The organism is Methanolacinia paynteri (assembly GCF_000784355.1).
Classification (GTDB): Archaea; Halobacteriota; Methanomicrobia; order Methanomicrobiales; family Methanomicrobiaceae; genus Methanolacinia; species Methanolacinia paynteri.
Map to the genome: position 1 here is coordinate 80,339 of NZ_KN360939.1, position 14,875 is coordinate 95,213.

Sequence of the window (14,875 nt, forward strand, 5' to 3'; positions counted from 1 at the left end):
TGCCGGTAAATCACAGGGGTATTTCGACATAATCGGTACCGACTATCCTGGTACCATCCTTTTCATCGGAGCCGACCGCAATAAGGAGATCTGCTGTATCCGGCAGGATTGCCGTATCAACAGGAACAAGTTCGATCACGACAGTCCCGGTACCGCCTTTTGTTTGTGTAAACCCGCGATCTCTCCCGACTTCTATCCTTGATTTCCATTCGTAATCGGGATCTGCGGTGGTCCATGTAGATACGTAGTCTGCAGGTGTTGCTGTGCTGTCATTTTCCGGGTAACTGCTTGTAATTCCGGAGATCTGCCACCCTGTGGGTATATCGAAGCTGACACCTCCCCAGTCGTCAGGATCTATCTCGATCAGGGCAACGATCTGTACATTTTCGGGAACTTTTCCGGCTCCTTTGACAAAGATCGTTCCTTTTGCCGACGTATTTACATCTGAAGATTCGGAATTCACGCTAAAGTTTTTGATCTGAATTACGTCTTCGTTGACTTTTGTATCATCATAGGGATTTTCTTCTTTGATGCATCCTGTTGAAAATACAGCAGCCGTAATTAGGAAAAAAACGGCAACGGCAATCAGGATGTACCCGGTTTTCTGATTCATATTTACCTCATTGTGGTCATATCGTCAGCACTAATGCAATTAATTAGAATTATCTTATATACGCGTGATAATAGCTTTTTTGGCAAAGAGCTGCTTTAATGATAATTTAAAAAATCTAAATTACGAAGACGTATTCTTTTCTGTTTGAAAAGAAAAGGAGGTTGTATAATATTTAAAGGAGGGCAATTGCGTCTTTTCCAGTCATTCCCTCCTTCATGCCGAGTTTTTCTGCAGAAGGGTTCGCTGCCGCGATCTCTCCGTTCATCAGGTCGTCGAGGTCTCCTACGGATTCTCCTTTAGGTCTCACTTTTGCAGCCGCATACCCGAACTTTTCAAGAGCCATGACGTCGAACGCACCGCATCCTACAAGACCCTTGTCCGTCCTGGCAAAGACAAGGTTTACCTTTCCTATAGGTATTACGAATCCTTCGATCTTTTTTTTCCCGAGCCTGATTATTTCGCCTTTCATTGATCAAAGATTCCTCGCCGGGCATATATATGATGCAGATCGCCCCGGTTACATGCGATAACCGCAGGGGTTCTGGTGGAACCTCAAAAGCACATCATTTATTCCGATTGCCCTGAATAATTATTTGGAAATCCTGTTTCGGTTATCGAACAAGTCAGATTGAAATGCCGCCGATAAATAATATCACTGAGTTCAGAAAAGAGATCTCCGGCTTTATATCCACGTATAACGGGGGTAAAACCACGGAGACTCTTGCCGAAGTTCGGACTATAAATGAAATTCCCTGCAATTTGTATGTAAACGAATTCTGGACGTCAAGGCAGCGGCAGGCATCTTCGATTCACGAGGTTTCATACCGTGCATGCTTCAAGCCGCAGCTTCCACGGTTTTTCATTGAGCTGCTTACGAATGGGAAAGATGTTGTCTATGATCCTTTCACCGGCAGGGGGACGACAATAATCGAGGCGGCTCTTCTCGGCAGATTCGTTATATCCAATGATGCAAATCCCCTCAGCAGGATATTGTGCGAACCGAGGCTGACGCCCCCGGAGATTCAGGATGTCGAAAAGAGGCTTGAGGAGATCGAATATGATGGCTCCAGGAGGGCCGATATTGATCTTTCAATGTTCTTTCATGAATCGACTCTTTCGGAGATAGTGTCCCTGAGAGACTATCTTGCTGAGAGGCGAAAGGAGGGTATCGAGGACCCGACAGACCTGTGGATAAGGATGGTCGCAACAAACCGGCTCACAGGTCACTCCAGCGGTTTTTTTTCGGTATATACACTCCCGCCGAACCAAGCCGTGTCTCCGGAAAGTCAGGTGAAGATCAACAAAAAAAGAGATCAGGTGCCTGGGTACAGGGACACGAAAAAGCTGATCCTTAAGAAGACGAAAAGCCTCCTTAAAAATCTTGAGCAGACGGAGGCCGATAACCTTTATTCGGCATCAGGGAATGCTGTCTTCCTTTCGAACAATGCAGTCTCCGTTCCGGAGATCGATGACGATTCGGTTGCTCTTACCGTGACCTCGCCCCCGTTCCTTGACATAGTTCAGTACTCAAAGGACAACTGGCTCCGCTGCTGGTTCAACTCGCTCGATGCAGGAGAGATAGAGAAGAAGATCACGATGGCCGGGACAACGGCCGGGTGGTGCCAGGTGATGGGTGATGTCTTCAGGGAGCTCTTCAGGATCACGAAACCCGGCGGATGGGTTGCCTTCGAGGTAGGCGAGGTCAGAAACGGCAAAGTATGCCTTGACGAGCATGTCGTTCCGCTCGGGATTAATGCAGGATTCGAATGTGCAGGTGTCGTGATAAACGAGCAGCACTTTACGAAGACATCCAATATCTGGGGTATAGAGAACCGGAAGAAAGGTACGAATACGAACAGGATCGCGGTATTCCGGAAGCCTGAATAAGTAAAATCCAAAACTATTTTTTCCAGGTGCGTACTTTTATTCTCTATGAATTTCATGGGTCTTTTCTCGAATATTGGATTCATTGCACTATTGCTCGTATTCTGTTTTTCATTTGCCTGCGGCTGTGCTGGTATTGATAATGTCTCAACTGTAGGGTCTGCCGGAGGGGGAGGGGATGATGCCGCCGAAGCATTGCAGTACCTGGAATCGGGAGTTAATTCGTCCCTGTCGGACACGCTTGCACTTGCAGGTGAAACATCCCGGGCTCTCGCAGATATCGATCGCAACCAGACACAGGTGAACGTGATCCTCGGGGATTCACAGGAGAGATTTTCGTGGATCGACTCGGCAGCATTCATAAGTCCCGGCGGGCAGGTCGTTGCAATAATGCCCGAATCGTACAGCGATCTTGTCGGTGCTGATCTCTCATACCAGGAGATTGTACAGGAGGCTCTTGCAACCCGTTCGCCGGTAATGTCGGATTATATGCTGCTTGATGAAGGTGTTATGGGAACACTTCTCGAATATCCCGTATATTCGGAGGATGGTGAATATGCAGGAATCCTCTCTTTCGCGTTCACTCCCGCAGAGCTGATCGAGCCTTATGCAGGGGATATAAAATCGAAGTACGGTTATTCTGTCATGGTTGCACAGCCTGACGGGGTTATTCTTTATGACGAGGACTCGGAAGAGATCGGGAGTGAAACGTTCGTAAATCCGGCTTACGAGGCATATCCCTCGCTGATTGCATTTGCTGAGGAATATTCATCGAGCCCCTCGGGTACATATAATTACTCCTTCAAAGCGACAGGTTCTGCCGATGAAGTTCAAAAGCAGGCATTCTGGGGCACCGTAGAAATTCTTGACAAAGAATGGCGGGTGATGGTTATAAAGGAGATATAAGCTCTTCTCTACATACGAATATATATTCAATATCAGTTACCTTTATTTTCCCGAAAGCTGTTGTGTTACAAAAGGAGCAGGAAATATGTCTTCAGAAGAACTGTTTGAAAAAACGTTAAAAGAATTGGACAGGCTCATCCACGAGGGAAGCACCCTCGGTGACCCTGTTGAGATCAACGGCTGCACGATAATCCCGGTATTCGCGTACGGTTTCGGGTTCGGAGCCGGATTCGGAGGAAACGACAAGACCGGACAGGGCGGAGGAGCAGGTGCAGGGGGCGGAATGTCCCCGATAGCACTTGTCGTAATCGATAAGAACACCGAAGGAATCGAGGGCGTAAGGGTCGTTCCGGTGAAAAAGCCCGGCCCCGTTACCGAGGCTATAACTGCCATCGGGGAGGAGATCATCCCGAAAGTCGTCGAAATGATGAACAAGAAAGAAGAAGAAGAAGGAAAAGAAGAGGTCAAAAAGGAAGAAACGAAAAAAGGAAAATAACTTTTTTCGGTAGACTGAATGGTCTCTTTTCTCTTAGCCGCAGCACTAATTATAGGATTAATTTTAGTCGTTTTAGCCGTGCATATCCTGGCTCTGCCCGTAAAGTTCTCCGGCAGGCTGAGATCGAGCAGGAGCGATCTTTTTCTGGCATGGATAAGCTGGGGATTTCTCCGTGCATCGGTGAAGGTATCTGCCGGCGGCACTGCTACGCTCTATCTCTTTTCATTCAGGCTTAAGGAGTTTTCCCTGGGAAAAGAAGAAACCACCCCCGAAGAGACGGAGAAGGATAAACAGCCGTTTGATCCCGGAAAAATAAAGCCTTTGCTCGACGAGGCAGCTGTAATCTTCAGGGAGATAAGTTTCGATTACCTCAGGGTGAATGCAAGGGTCGGCCTTGGCGATCCTGCCGGGACAGGGATGGCGTTCGGTCTGGTCTCCGCCCTGAAAGGTGTATTAAGCTGTTCCGATCGTTTCGAACTGAATATTCTCCCGGTTTTTGAGACCGAGGCGCTGGAGTGCGAAATTGAAGCAGGGTTCAGGATCTCCAGGTTCTACAGGATAATAGCCCCGGCAATCAGGATCTTCAGAATATCCGGTGAGAAGAAAGAGAAAAATAAAGCGGATACCGCCGGGGGTGTCCCTGCCGCATGAAGATCGTAAAAGAGAAAATCACCTCCGGGAAGGTAACGGCAGGAGGTGTAAAAGTTTCATCGGTGGCCGATGTATCAACATTTGCATATCCCGGTGGATTCGTTTTTTCTGTATGCCCGATATCGATAATAGTGGAGACTGAATCCGGGGCATACAGTTTTGACCTGAAGAGGGAAGAGCTCCCTCTTCAGATCCGTTAATATCTTTTATTCGAATCTCAGCGCCTCGATCGGGTTCAGGTTTGCCGCTTTCCATGCAGGATAGAATCCCGAGATTAGACTTGTACCGATCCCGAACAGCATTCCGTACGGGATGTATACCAGGGTCGAAGGTTCGAAGAGGTACGTGGTACTGTTTAGCATTAACATCAGCACCACAAAGCCGGCTACAAAACTGAAGAATGCCCCGACAATCGCACCGAAAAGACCGAGGAGGAATGCTTCGTAGAGGAACATCTTCAGGACCTCGCTCTTCTTGGTCCCTATGCTCCTGATGATTCCGATCTCCTTTATCCTCTCGGTTACGGACATCATCTGGATATTGAATATCGAGACTCCGGCAACTACAAGGGATATTCCGCCTATCGCCGTCGTGAACATCGAGATCTGGCTGAATGCGCTGGAGATCGCCTCGAGGATCGCTTTTGTATCGAAGATATCTACCACGTCGTCCTTTTTGTTCATCTTTGCGTCGATTGAATCCTTTACATCCTCGATATCGTCCAAGTTCCTCATTTTGACTACGACGAAGTCATAATCCTCCTGGTCGTATGTCGATGAAAAGAATTTGTCGGTTACGACGAGGGCGGAATCGGGATTGATATCGAATCCCATTCCTCTCTCTTTTAGTATTCCTACAATCCTCAGGTTATCGTCACCGAGTTTGACACGGCTGCCTACCTTCAGGTCGTATTCTTCGGCAATTCTGCTGCCCGCAAGCGCTCCGGCAGAACTCTTCAGGTACTGGCCTTCCTCGAGATCGAGAATCAACGGAATGTCCTGTGTTTCAAAAGCATAGACGGTGACGAAACCTTCTTCTCCCCCTGCCTCGATCTCGTCGGCCTTATTATAGACAGGAATCACATCGTTTGAACCGGCCGCCCTGACGATATCCTTAAGCATTCTCTTCGTGATCTTGTCTTCAACAACTGAACCCCCGTGAGAATAGACGACTACGGAATCTCCGACATCCGAGAGTGAATCGGATATCGACAGCGTAAGGCTGTTTCCAAGCATTCCCATGGACGCGATTGCGGCAACACCGATGACAATGCCGATGACGGCGAGAAGCGATCTCAGCCAGTGAAGCCTCACGCTTCTCTTCGCAAACTCGAAAAATATCGGTGTGCTCACTGTATTTCACCGTCCGCGATTGTAATAATTCTCTTTGAATATTCGGCTATGTGGTTGTCATGCGTTACCATGATAATGGTCTTGCCCTGCTCGTTGAGACTCTTTAACAGCTCCATTACCTGCAGTCCGGTTTTTGAGTCCAGGTTTCCTGTGGGTTCGTCACAGAGCAGGATCTTCGGGTCGTTGACAAGTGCACGTGCGATTGCAACCCTCTGCTGCTGTCCGCCTGAGAGTTCGTTGGGTTTGTGGTGGCTCAGGCTCTCGGTAAGCCCCATCTGCCTGATAAGCTCGTCGCACCTGCCTTCCGTGTCCTTTTTACGGTACTTGAGAATATACGGGTACTCGACGTTCTCCCTTACGGTAAGGAGGGGAATCAGGTTGAACTGCTGGAAGATGAACCCAATCGTGTCCCGCCTGAGATCTGTAAGCTGATCGTCGGAGAGCCTGCTGACATCAGTCCCGTTGATGTATAACCTGCCTTTCGTAGGGACATCCAGGGAGCCTATCATATTGAGGAGCGTGGATTTGCCCGAACCTGACGGTCCCATTATTGCAATAAAATCTCCCTCTTCGATAGAAAGAGAGACATTATTGAGCGCCACCACATCCCCGAAAGTCATGCGGTAGATCCTGGAGACCCCTTCAAGTTGTATTACATGCATGGCTGTTCCAAAAATAAAATGGGGTGATTATAACCTGCCTTCTTTCTTCCACGAATACAGGATCGCTCCGCCTACTCCTGCAGCAATTATGATGACCAGTATTACAAGGCCGACGGGGAACCCGTCACCTGAGGAATCCTGTGACGACTGCCCTGATGACTGGGAGTATGACGCCCCGAGAGAGACCGTCACCTTCTCTTCGTAGCTGTTTCCGTCTTCATCCTTGTATATTATGCTCAGAGGGACTTCATTCGTGTTTTCAGCCGTAAACGTGACTTCGAAGCTTGAGAAATCGTCAGGTTCGAGTTCGCCGACTACATAGAGGCGGTTTGGGTCGGTCGGAACAGCGGGATCAGAAGATGTAACGATCACCGATTTTGCATTTTTAAGGCCTGCATTTGTAACATCACCTGTCACGGTGTAGTAACTGCTTCCGGAGGACACCTCGACATTGTTTACTACTATCTCGGCATCTTTCTTGCCTTCCCCGATCGTGTAGGTAAGCACCTGCTCTGTTGTATGAAGGTTGATCCCGTTCCTGTATTCGACGTTGAATACGATCTCCCCCGATTCCGAAGGGATGACCTCGAATTCAACCTGCTGGCTCCCGTCAGGCTGGAGTTCTCCGATGAAATAGCTGTTCTGTATAAACGATGCAGTGTCGCTTTCAGGCTTCACCACGACACCGTTTACCGCATTCTCCCTCGGGTTTCCGACAAGCACGGTCACCGGGTCCTTGACGTCTTTTCCGAATTCATCGGGAATATCGATTATCGATATCTCCAGCGGGGTGCTCTCGACCTTGACGGGAATCAGGCCACTCATACTGCCTCCCCCTGCAAAGTTGATGTAGAATCTCGGGTAATATATGCCGTCGGATGCATCGGCCCTAATGGTGAAGGTAAAGTCCCTGCTTGTACCCGGTCCGACTGTTCCTACGGTCGAATAAGATTCTTCATTTACGAGAGTAAGATCTTTTGAGAAAAGGTCTGCACTCTGGATCTCGACGCTGGAAGATCCTGTATTTTTTATTGTAACTGCGATTGTTCCCGTGTCTCCCTTCATGAAGACCGAAGGACTGACCTCATATGACGTAATCTCGATATAGGAGGCGGCATCATTCGTAGATGTTGAAGCCGCCGATGCTGCCGTCGCAAGAAATGCCGTCAGTATTAACAAAATTATAATTCCTGATTTCATGTTTTTCTACCTCACATGACGAATGAACTCAGGCTGAGTATTATGAATATCACAAGCGGCACGCCAACACATATTGCGGCCTTTTTGAATTCCAGACCTGAGGATTCTTTGATCCCGAATAACCAGATATTCGCAGACCATATTGTAAATATTATGGTTACAAAGGATGCAGCCATCATTGGTGCTGAAGTTGTAAATGCCTTCATGGCAACCTCAATCTCCTGCATGTTGGAAGTTGCCGGGATTACAAGGTTCTGGATAGATGTCATCATTATGGCCGTGGTGATAATTCCACCGAATATTTGTGGAATAAAGCCGTACCCGGTAACTTCTGCAAGCTGCTTAAATGCGGACTTTCCTTTCAGGATATATATCATTACCAGGAATGCCAAGACCCATATTATCCAGTAAACAAACGCTGAAACAAAAGCGAATGCAAAACCGAATAGCGAAGCGATGAATGCATATCCTTCAAGGCCTGACCCCATGGCCTCAATGGTCTTTCCCGAGACTATATATGCAGATATTCCGCTGATAACTGCCGTAATCAGCACTATCAGTACGGGCATCTTCAGGGACGCCTCCTCCCTGCATTTCTTCTCAAAGAAATGCCCCGGGGTAATCAATATTTCTTTTACCGAAATCATGTGTTATTATATAAAATGTTAGAAGTATATAACATTACCTTGCCGGGTGAATATTATGAAAAGGAAACCATACAGGGATCATCAGGTATGGAATCTGTTCCGCAGGTGTTATCCCGTTGTTCTTCTTTCAAGGGCTTTTGAAAGTGCCAGTCTTAGGACGGATTCAGGGATTTGCTCGTAAATCCTGCTGCATGATCTTCCATCACCCTGGTTACCGGTTCCGCATCCTTCACACGCCATGCCGCAGTATTTTGAGGGGTCCGGCAGGGGGACAAATTCTTCGAGAGGCAGTCCGTCGATTGTCAGTGATCTGTCATTTCCATTTTTATCATTTAGGATCTCTTCAGAAAATGTAAACCTGTATTTATCAGTGCCCCGGGCATTTTGGAAATCGATAACGACTTCCTTTACAGTCCTGCAGGTGTCAGGGCAGACGAGAGGGGGAATTGTAGGGTCACCGGTATGCGACCACAGAACTACGATCTCCTTCATAAAAATCACTTCAGATCCTTATAGTTTCGGCAATCTCATCAATAAAGACTTTGAGGTTGTCTCTCAGTTCCCTGAATCCTGAAAGATTGCCGGTTCCCCCCGCCGGAACACTAACTTCATGCAGTATAATCCCCTTCGATTTTGGCAGTGAGTATGCGTTCCTCATCGCATGGGGGCACATGAACACTATAAGATCAAAGTACTCACCCGAACAGGACCCTATCGTTGACGGCCTGTGGTCCTTAGGATCTATGCCTTCTTCTTTAAGTACGGCAACAGCTGCAGGATCGGGTTTTAGAGGATAGATCCCTGCACTCCTGAAGACGATATCCGGGTATTTCGATCTTCCTATGTATTCGGCCATAAAGGATCTCACAGAGTTGTGGGTGCATATGAAAAGGACCGATCTGTTTCCGTTCACTGCCCTCATATCCTATGGGCCGGCTTTCTCTCCTTCAGCCTGTTCTGTTTTCTCTTCCAGAGGAACCATGCTGCTGCAGCGCACACAGCAATCGCGATTATTACGATTATGCCGAGACTCAGGTTATATACAAGCAGATCTTTCAGGAACTCCGATCCGAGTGCGATCAGGAAACAACCGGAAAGAGCACCGGCAATTACCGCGAGAATGATCTGCAGCGGCGGAATTCCGATCATCCTGCCGACTATGGGCGTTGCGATTCCCCCGGTGCCCTGCATAGGAATCATTACGAAGATCGCCAGCCCGAGGGTTGAGAGTTTTTCAAGCCACCTGTGTTTCCTGAAGAAAGATTCTCCATGCTCCATGAAGGTTTTCATCCATTTTGTTCCGGCAATCGGAATCTTTAGTACGAGATCGAAGTTCAGGACCATGAACAGAGTCGAGAGGATATCCATCATGGCGATCGAGAACGCAACTGTCCACCAGGGTATGCCCAGTGCGATTCCGATGGGAATCACGCTCTCCTTCCCTGCCGGGGGAACGAAATAGATGAACATAAGAGTCAGCATGGACAAGAACAGGGAATATGGAAGCAGCATCCAGAGTACGAAGATATAAACTCCGAGGATTGCAAAAGGAAGGGAAAGGTTAAGGATTATTTTCCCTGCATTCAGAATTCTTATCTCTGAATTTGTGTATTCAGCTTCCATCCGGTTAGAAATAATGGTTTGATTGCAAATAAAACATTATCCCGTAATTCAGCTTTCCCTGCTGTTTTTCATCTTTTTATAAAAGTAATTTGCAGCGGTTGCTATGATCACCAGCGCGACTATTATAAGAGCAAGGTAGAGCGGGTTTATCGCAAGGACGGATGTTGCAAACTCGAATCCAATTGCAAGGATATAAGAGCCCAGGAAAGAGCCTGCTGCAATTCCGATGAAGAGCTGCAGCGGCGGAAGGCCCATAATTCTTCCCAGTAAGGTTCCGCCTATACCTCCTGATCCCTGGAAGGGAACCATAACGAAGATCATCAGTCCGAATATGGATAGGCCTTCCAGCCACTTGTATTTCAAGAAAAAGGCGCTCCCTTTGTGCATGAATCCATAGATCCACTTCCCGAGTATCGGGATCTTAAGTGCAAGATCGAAGTTGAGGATCATGAAGAGTGCTGCTGCAACGTCCATCATGGCGGTTGTAGTTCCGATGATATACCAGGGTATCCCCGCTGCAATTCCAAGAGGGATTACGCTCTCCTTTCCGGCAGGGGGGATGAGGTTGATCGCCATCAGGCCGAGAATAATCTCGAATTTTTCCGGTGTCAGAATTAAGTACAGGAGAAATATGTAGATTCCGATTACAATGAACGGAAGAGTCAGAAAAAGTAATCGTTTGATAAAAGGATCTTTTATTTCCGGGACTTCGGGGGAGATCAGGTCGGTCATCCTGTCAGTCCCGCCTGTCTTCAAATTCCCTTATGCGGCGCATTGCCTCTTTTAATGTATCCGTCTTTGCTGCATAGGATATCCTGATCCAGCCCGGTGCATTGAAGGCCGTTCCGGGAGTGGCGGCCACGTGCGCCTCTTCAAGCCACCTCTCGCCTCTCTCCATATCGTCGCCGTTTATATTTACGAAGGCATAGAATGCCCCGTCGGCAGGAGCAGTCTTAAAGCCCATCGATTCAAGTTCGCCGCATACATACCTGCGTCTTCTGTCGAACTCGACTCTCATATCCTCGATACACGACTGATCGCCTTTCAATGCCGCAAGGGCGCCCCACATGGCGAACGTCGCCGGGTGGCTGATCGTATGCTGCTGGACCTTTGTCATCGCCTTAGCAATCTCCGGTGAGGCGGCTGCATAACCGATCCTCCAGCCGGTCATTGCATATGCCTTCGAAAAGCCGTTTATCGTGATTGTCCTCTCTGCCATATCGTTCATGGCGCCGATCGAGAGGTGTTCCTTATCATAGATGAGCTTCTCGTAGATCTCGTCGGATAAGGCGATTATATCGTTGTCCCTGCAGATGTCGGCAACAATCGAGAGCGATTCCTTCGAGAGAACCGAACCTGTAGGATTAGAAGGAGTATTGAGGACGATCATCTTCGTCTTCCCTGTGATCTTCTCAAGAAGGGAGTCGTCGATCTGGAAGTCCTTCCCGTTGAGGCTGTGATGAACGGGAGTTCCGCCTGCAATTCTTACGGCAGGTTCATATGAGACCCATGACGGGTCTATGATTATAACCTCGTCTCCGGGATTGAGGCAGGCCTCCATCGCCTCGTAGATATTGTTCTTGGCACCGCAGGCGACGACGATTCCTGAGGCATCGACGTCAACCCCGTTGTCGTTCCTGAGCTTCTCCGATATCGCCTCACGGAGCTCCGGAGTTCCCTGGCTTGCCTCGTAGTGAGTCTTGCCCTCCTTCAGGGCATTTATACAGGCGTCGGTGATATGCTTCGGCGTCTCAAAATCCGGTTCTCCTATGGAAAGGGAGATGACGTCTATACCCTCTGACTTCATCCTCCTGGCGCGATCGGTAATTTCTATCGTAGCGGAAGGGGGTATGCTGCTGATTTTTTCTGAAAGCGGCCTCATTGATGAAAAACCCTCTCGGGATTGATTATTTCAGCCTTTTTACAAGTTTTATTGCTGATTCGACTGCTCTCTTTGCGTAATCGATACGCTCGGTCGCTTCGAGCCTTGTCATTCCCGGACCTGAGATTCCGAGTGTTACTGGCTTGTCGAACTCGAGCGAGAGGTCGATGATCTTCCTTGCGGCATGCTGGACGACGATCTCATCGTGCTGGGTTGCACCCTCGATAACGCATCCGATTGTAACGACTGCATCCACCTTGTTATCTTTGAGCATCTTTTTGATTGCAAGGGGCATATCGTATGCTCCGGGGACGTAGATTCTCTCGGTAACTTCCGCACCGAGGAACTTCGCGTGCTCCTCTCCCTCGATCTCCATCATATAGGTCAGGTCACGGTTGAACTCCGCAACAACAAATCCAAGTTTTACTGTCATTTTTATCTCCTGTTTTGAAATCTTAATTATCCGTTTTATCCGGTTACTCTATTATCGTTTTCGTGTTTTACTGGCGGGCCGGGCCGGCATCCCCGAAGCCCTGTCTCTGCCCGGTTCCTGCCTGTTTTACGAGCCTTTCGGGATGCTGGATGAGAAGGACGGCATTTTCGGCATGCTCGCGTGCACGCCTCTTTGCGAGCCAGGCGAGTTCGCTGTCGTTTTCAGCTTCGTCCTCGTGAACAAAGACCTCGATGATATGCTTATTTGTCATAAGCTGTGCTCTTATCAGGCCCTGCGAGGCCTCGTGGGCACACATCCTGTCCTTCTCCTTTCCCCCGGGCATTCCGAGTGCGATGACAATGTCGCATTTTCTCTCTTCGAGAAGGATCTTGGATGCAACCGGGAGGTCTTTAACTCCGGGGACCGTATAGCGCTCGATCGCCACGCTTGCATGCCTGCGGAGTTCGTCGATGGCCTCTGCACCCATATCCACCCTTGCAAATGTGGTGTCCGCAACCCCGACTTTCATACCAGAAGTTCACTCCTCAGGCATTAAGCACTTTTGCTGCTGCCTTTACACCGCATGTGCCGCGTTCGTATCCGAGCTGCCTTAGTGCCTTCTCCGCGGCGCCGATGACTGCGAGAACCTCAGGCACTCCTGTGGCGCCCATAGTGCCTATGCGGAATATTTTGCCCTTCAGGCGGTCCTGTCCTCCGGAAAATTCTATTCCGTCTTTCTTGACAAGCCCCCTGAATTCATTGTCCTTTATGCCTTCGGGATAGCAGATTGCGGTTGCAGTGTTTGAATATGAATGCAGTTCGTCTACAGTCGGGTAGAGATCTAGCTCCCATGCACCCGCGGCTGCTCTCACCGCGTCGGCGAGGTTCCTGTGCCGTGCAATCCTGTTTTCAAGACCTTCCTCTTCTACGATCCTGCATGCCTCGCGCAGTGCGAAAAACAGTGGTACAGCAGGCGTATATGGCGTTTCATTCTTTTCGGCGCTCTTTTTGTATTTCTTGAGATCGAGATAGTAGGGTCGCCATTCGGCAATGTTCTCCCATGCCTTATCGGAAACCGATACTGCCGCCAGACCCGCAGGTGCTGCAAGACATTTCTGGGATCCGACTATAGCGACATCCGCACCCCACTTGTCTGCAAGAACCTCGTCGCCTCCGATCGAGGTTATTCCGTCCATTATAAAGAGGGCGTCATGCTTTTTGCAGAGCTTTCCCACTGCTTCGGCAGGATTCTTTATTGCGGCGGAAGTCTCGTTGTGGACCAGGGTTACTGCTTCGACACCGTTTTCAAGCTCTTCCTCAAGTCTCTCAAGCGGAAGAGGGGTTCCCCATTCGGACGAGAGCTCAACGGCTTCGCTGGCGTACATCTTTCCTATATCGTAAAGCCTTTCTCCGAATTTTCCGTTGACAAGACAGGCAATCTTCTTTTTTGCGCAGAAGTTTGCAACAGCCGCCTCCATTCCGGCTGTTCCCGAGCCGGAGAGTATCAGACAGTCGTTTTTTGTCCCGAACATCGGTTTGAGCATCCTGTTGATGTCATTCAGGCATTCCCCGAATTCAGGGCCCCTGTGATTAATTGCCTGGCGAGCCATCGCCATCCTTACACGCTGCGGCATAGGGACGGGTCCCGGCATCATCAGTAGTATTTCATCCTGCATAGAAATCAGTAAGAATATTTAAACGCCAAAGGCAATTTAGGTTGCGGGTTACAACCGGATCATCCTGATTTGAAACGATAAATAAAACCGGACTTAAAAAAAAGAAAAATAATTAACCAATTACTCCTGAGAAGCTATCGGCGATAATCTGAAGAATTTGTGCTAGTACTTTTATGAATAATATCCAGTCAAACATTTGTTCTCCTCACTGCCCCTGCAAAAGGGGCATTTAATATGTCTGAGTTTCACTTAAAAAGGATTTTCAATTATTTTGGTGGGTGAAAATTTATTATTTTTATAATCGCTATTGAGAATATAATTTCATAAAATATCTACTATTCGAATATTTTTTCTTCAAAGGTCCGGAAAAGTCTCTCTGCAATACAATAATTTGCCTTTTTTCCTGTAATATCGTGCTCTCCAAAAAGAATTATTCAATGCGGTACCAATAATTCAGCATATGTCAGGTGTGGCAATAATATCCGGTTCGGCCTCCGATTCGCACATAGTGGAGAAGGTAAAGGCTGTACTCGATGAGAACAATATGAAATACGATATTCAGGTGCTTTCGGCTCACAGAAATCCGGTCGAACTTGAAAAATACGTTGCCGGGTCGGATGCAGAGGTGTTCATATGCATAGCCGGCCTTTCGGCGGCACTTCCGGGAGTTGTTGCGTCGAGGACCGACAAGCCGGTTATCGGCGTCCCGGTATCCGGAACCCTCGGGGGCCTTGATGCACTTCTTTCAATCGCCCAGATGCCAAAAGGTGTCCCTGTTGCATGTGTAGGGATAGACAACGGGGCAAATGCAGCGCATCTTGCCCTGAGAATTCTAAAATTAAAGAAATAA

At 48.4% G+C, this 14,875-nt stretch carries 20 protein-coding genes; 6 read left to right on the plus strand and 14 right to left on the minus strand.

The features are described 5' to 3' along the window. Positions 1 to 10: 10 nt before the first annotated feature. Both METPAY_RS10200 and METPAY_RS10205 read right to left on the minus strand, forming a co-directional pair. Entirely contained in the window at positions 11 to 613 is a 603-nt protein-coding gene (locus tag METPAY_RS10200) for a hypothetical protein (RefSeq protein ID WP_048152122.1), read from the minus strand. Positions 614 to 785: 172 nt separating this feature from the next. Continuing rightward, the gene (locus METPAY_RS10205) at positions 786 to 1,082 is read right to left on the minus strand and encodes a YunC family protein (protein ID WP_048152125.1); all 297 of its coding nucleotides are present in this window, start codon (positions 1,080 to 1,082) and stop codon (positions 786 to 788) included. A gap of 164 nt (positions 1,083 to 1,246) precedes the next feature. On the opposite strand from METPAY_RS10205, the gene METPAY_RS10210 reads away from it, so the two are divergent. The 5 genes from METPAY_RS10210 to METPAY_RS10230 all read left to right on the plus strand — a co-directional run bounded on the left by METPAY_RS10210 (position 1,247) and on the right by METPAY_RS10230 (position 4,750). Further along, complete coding sequence (locus tag METPAY_RS10210) at positions 1,247 to 2,500, plus strand: DNA methyltransferase (protein ID WP_048152127.1); 1,254 nt, start codon at positions 1,247 to 1,249, stop codon at positions 2,498 to 2,500. Positions 2,501 to 2,545: 45 nt separating this feature from the next. After that, positions 2,546 to 3,403: a cache domain-containing protein gene (locus METPAY_RS10215; RefSeq protein WP_048152130.1), complete on the plus strand. Its 858-nt coding sequence runs from the start codon at positions 2,546 to 2,548 to the stop codon at positions 3,401 to 3,403. 85 nt (positions 3,404 to 3,488) lie between these two features. Next, complete coding sequence (locus METPAY_RS10220) at positions 3,489 to 3,899, plus strand: spore germination protein GerW family protein (RefSeq protein WP_048152132.1); 411 nt, start codon at positions 3,489 to 3,491, stop codon at positions 3,897 to 3,899. 18 nt (positions 3,900 to 3,917) lie between these two features. Then, positions 3,918 to 4,550: a DUF2953 domain-containing protein gene (locus METPAY_RS10225; protein ID WP_084600805.1), complete on the plus strand. Its 633-nt coding sequence runs from the start codon at positions 3,918 to 3,920 to the stop codon at positions 4,548 to 4,550. Beyond that, positions 4,547 to 4,750: a hypothetical protein gene (locus METPAY_RS10230; protein ID WP_048152141.1), complete on the plus strand. Its 204-nt coding sequence runs from the start codon at positions 4,547 to 4,549 to the stop codon at positions 4,748 to 4,750. Before METPAY_RS10225 ends, METPAY_RS10230 begins: the two co-directional genes overlap by 4 nt. A gap of 6 nt (positions 4,751 to 4,756) precedes the next feature. Here the strand turns inward: METPAY_RS10230 and METPAY_RS10235 are convergent, their stop codons facing one another. The 12 genes from METPAY_RS10235 to METPAY_RS10290 all read right to left on the minus strand — a co-directional run bounded on the left by METPAY_RS10235 (position 4,757) and on the right by METPAY_RS10290 (position 14,025). Beyond that, positions 4,757 to 5,902, minus strand: coding sequence for an ABC transporter permease (locus METPAY_RS10235; RefSeq protein WP_048152144.1), 1,146 nt, complete (start codon positions 5,900 to 5,902; stop codon positions 4,757 to 4,759). Continuing rightward, positions 5,899 to 6,564 carry an ABC transporter ATP-binding protein gene (locus METPAY_RS10240; RefSeq protein WP_013328264.1) on the minus strand — a complete coding sequence of 222 codons (666 nt, stop codon included), beginning with the start codon at positions 6,562 to 6,564 and terminating at the stop codon, positions 5,899 to 5,901. The genes METPAY_RS10235 and METPAY_RS10240 overlap by 4 nt, the downstream gene beginning before the upstream one ends. 27 nt (positions 6,565 to 6,591) lie before the next feature. Next, on the minus strand, positions 6,592 to 7,764 hold the full coding sequence (locus METPAY_RS10245; RefSeq protein WP_048152146.1) for a COG1361 S-layer family protein: 1,173 nt from the start codon (positions 7,762 to 7,764) through the stop codon (positions 6,592 to 6,594). Positions 7,765 to 7,775: 11 nt separating this feature from the next. Beyond that, positions 7,776 to 8,411: a Yip1 family protein gene (locus tag METPAY_RS10250; RefSeq protein ID WP_048152150.1), complete on the minus strand. Its 636-nt coding sequence runs from the start codon at positions 8,409 to 8,411 to the stop codon at positions 7,776 to 7,778. A gap of 108 nt (positions 8,412 to 8,519) precedes the next feature. Then, a complete protein-coding gene (locus METPAY_RS10255; protein ID WP_048152152.1) occupies positions 8,520 to 8,903 on the minus strand; it encodes a hypothetical protein in 384 nt (127 codons plus the stop codon). A 10-nt stretch (positions 8,904 to 8,913) separates the two neighbouring features. After that, entirely contained in the window at positions 8,914 to 9,324 is a 411-nt protein-coding gene (locus tag METPAY_RS14290; protein WP_169743662.1) for an arsenate-mycothiol transferase ArsC, read from the minus strand. A gap of 5 nt (positions 9,325 to 9,329) precedes the next feature. Next, positions 9,330 to 10,034 carry a small multi-drug export protein gene (locus tag METPAY_RS10265; RefSeq protein ID WP_048152155.1) on the minus strand — a complete coding sequence of 235 codons (705 nt, stop codon included), beginning with the start codon at positions 10,032 to 10,034 and terminating at the stop codon, positions 9,330 to 9,332. A 48-nt stretch (positions 10,035 to 10,082) separates the two neighbouring features. Next, the gene (locus METPAY_RS10270; protein WP_052418772.1) at positions 10,083 to 10,790 is read right to left on the minus strand and encodes a small multi-drug export protein; all 708 of its coding nucleotides are present in this window, start codon (positions 10,788 to 10,790) and stop codon (positions 10,083 to 10,085) included. Beyond that, entirely contained in the window at positions 10,771 to 11,916 is a 1,146-nt protein-coding gene (locus tag METPAY_RS10275) for a pyridoxal phosphate-dependent aminotransferase (protein ID WP_048152157.1), read from the minus strand. The genes METPAY_RS10270 and METPAY_RS10275 overlap by 20 nt, the downstream gene beginning before the upstream one ends. A 25-nt stretch (positions 11,917 to 11,941) precedes the next feature. After that, positions 11,942 to 12,349, minus strand: a complete 408-nt coding sequence (gene ribH, locus METPAY_RS10280) for a 6,7-dimethyl-8-ribityllumazine synthase (RefSeq protein WP_048152159.1) — start codon at positions 12,347 to 12,349, stop codon at positions 11,942 to 11,944. Between the two features lie 67 nt (positions 12,350 to 12,416). After that, positions 12,417 to 12,878: a riboflavin synthase gene (ribC, locus tag METPAY_RS10285; protein ID WP_048152161.1), complete on the minus strand. Its 462-nt coding sequence runs from the start codon at positions 12,876 to 12,878 to the stop codon at positions 12,417 to 12,419. A gap of 16 nt (positions 12,879 to 12,894) precedes the next feature. Then, a complete protein-coding gene (locus METPAY_RS10290; RefSeq protein ID WP_048152164.1) occupies positions 12,895 to 14,025 on the minus strand; it encodes a pyridoxal-phosphate-dependent aminotransferase family protein in 1,131 nt (376 codons plus the stop codon). Positions 14,026 to 14,485: 460 nt separating this feature from the next. On the opposite strand from METPAY_RS10290, the gene METPAY_RS10295 reads away from it, so the two are divergent. Then, on the plus strand, positions 14,486 to 14,875 hold the full coding sequence (locus METPAY_RS10295; protein WP_048152168.1) for a 5-(carboxyamino)imidazole ribonucleotide mutase: 390 nt from the start codon (positions 14,486 to 14,488) through the stop codon (positions 14,873 to 14,875).

What these genes read in the sequence shown, in the direction of transcription:
- METPAY_RS10200 (WP_048152122.1), bottom strand. Translation starts at nt 613, where the DNA reads ATGAATCAGAAAACCGGGTACATCCTGATTGCCGTTGCCGTTTTTTTC.
- METPAY_RS10205 (WP_048152125.1), bottom strand. Translation starts at nt 1,082, where the DNA reads ATGAAAGGCGAAATAATCAGGCTCGGGAAAAAAAAGATCGAAGGATTC.
- METPAY_RS10210 (WP_048152127.1), top strand. Translation starts at nt 1,247, where the DNA reads ATGCCGCCGATAAATAATATCACTGAGTTCAGAAAAGAGATCTCCGGC.
- METPAY_RS10215 (WP_048152130.1), top strand. Translation starts at nt 2,546, where the DNA reads ATGAATTTCATGGGTCTTTTCTCGAATATTGGATTCATTGCACTATTG.
- METPAY_RS10220 (WP_048152132.1), top strand. Translation starts at nt 3,489, where the DNA reads ATGTCTTCAGAAGAACTGTTTGAAAAAACGTTAAAAGAATTGGACAGG.
- METPAY_RS10225 (WP_084600805.1), top strand. Translation starts at nt 3,918, where the DNA reads ATGGTCTCTTTTCTCTTAGCCGCAGCACTAATTATAGGATTAATTTTA.
- METPAY_RS10230 (WP_048152141.1), top strand. Translation starts at nt 4,547, where the DNA reads ATGAAGATCGTAAAAGAGAAAATCACCTCCGGGAAGGTAACGGCAGGA.
- METPAY_RS10240 (WP_013328264.1), bottom strand. Translation starts at nt 6,564, where the DNA reads ATGCATGTAATACAACTTGAAGGGGTCTCCAGGATCTACCGCATGACT.
- METPAY_RS10245 (WP_048152146.1), bottom strand. Translation starts at nt 7,764, where the DNA reads ATGAAATCAGGAATTATAATTTTGTTAATACTGACGGCATTTCTTGCG.
- METPAY_RS10250 (WP_048152150.1), bottom strand. Translation starts at nt 8,411, where the DNA reads ATGATTTCGGTAAAAGAAATATTGATTACCCCGGGGCATTTCTTTGAG.
- METPAY_RS10255 (WP_048152152.1), bottom strand. Translation starts at nt 8,903, where the DNA reads ATGAAGGAGATCGTAGTTCTGTGGTCGCATACCGGTGACCCTACAATT.
- METPAY_RS10265 (WP_048152155.1), bottom strand. Translation starts at nt 10,034, where the DNA reads ATGGAAGCTGAATACACAAATTCAGAGATAAGAATTCTGAATGCAGGG.
- METPAY_RS10275 (WP_048152157.1), bottom strand. Translation starts at nt 11,916, where the DNA reads ATGAGGCCGCTTTCAGAAAAAATCAGCAGCATACCCCCTTCCGCTACG.
- ribH (WP_048152159.1), bottom strand. Translation starts at nt 12,349, where the DNA reads ATGACAGTAAAACTTGGATTTGTTGTTGCGGAGTTCAACCGTGACCTG.
- ribC (WP_048152161.1), bottom strand. Translation starts at nt 12,878, where the DNA reads ATGAAAGTCGGGGTTGCGGACACCACATTTGCAAGGGTGGATATGGGT.
- METPAY_RS10290 (WP_048152164.1), bottom strand. Translation starts at nt 14,025, where the DNA reads ATGCAGGATGAAATACTACTGATGATGCCGGGACCCGTCCCTATGCCG.
- METPAY_RS10295 (WP_048152168.1), top strand. Translation starts at nt 14,486, where the DNA reads ATGTCAGGTGTGGCAATAATATCCGGTTCGGCCTCCGATTCGCACATA.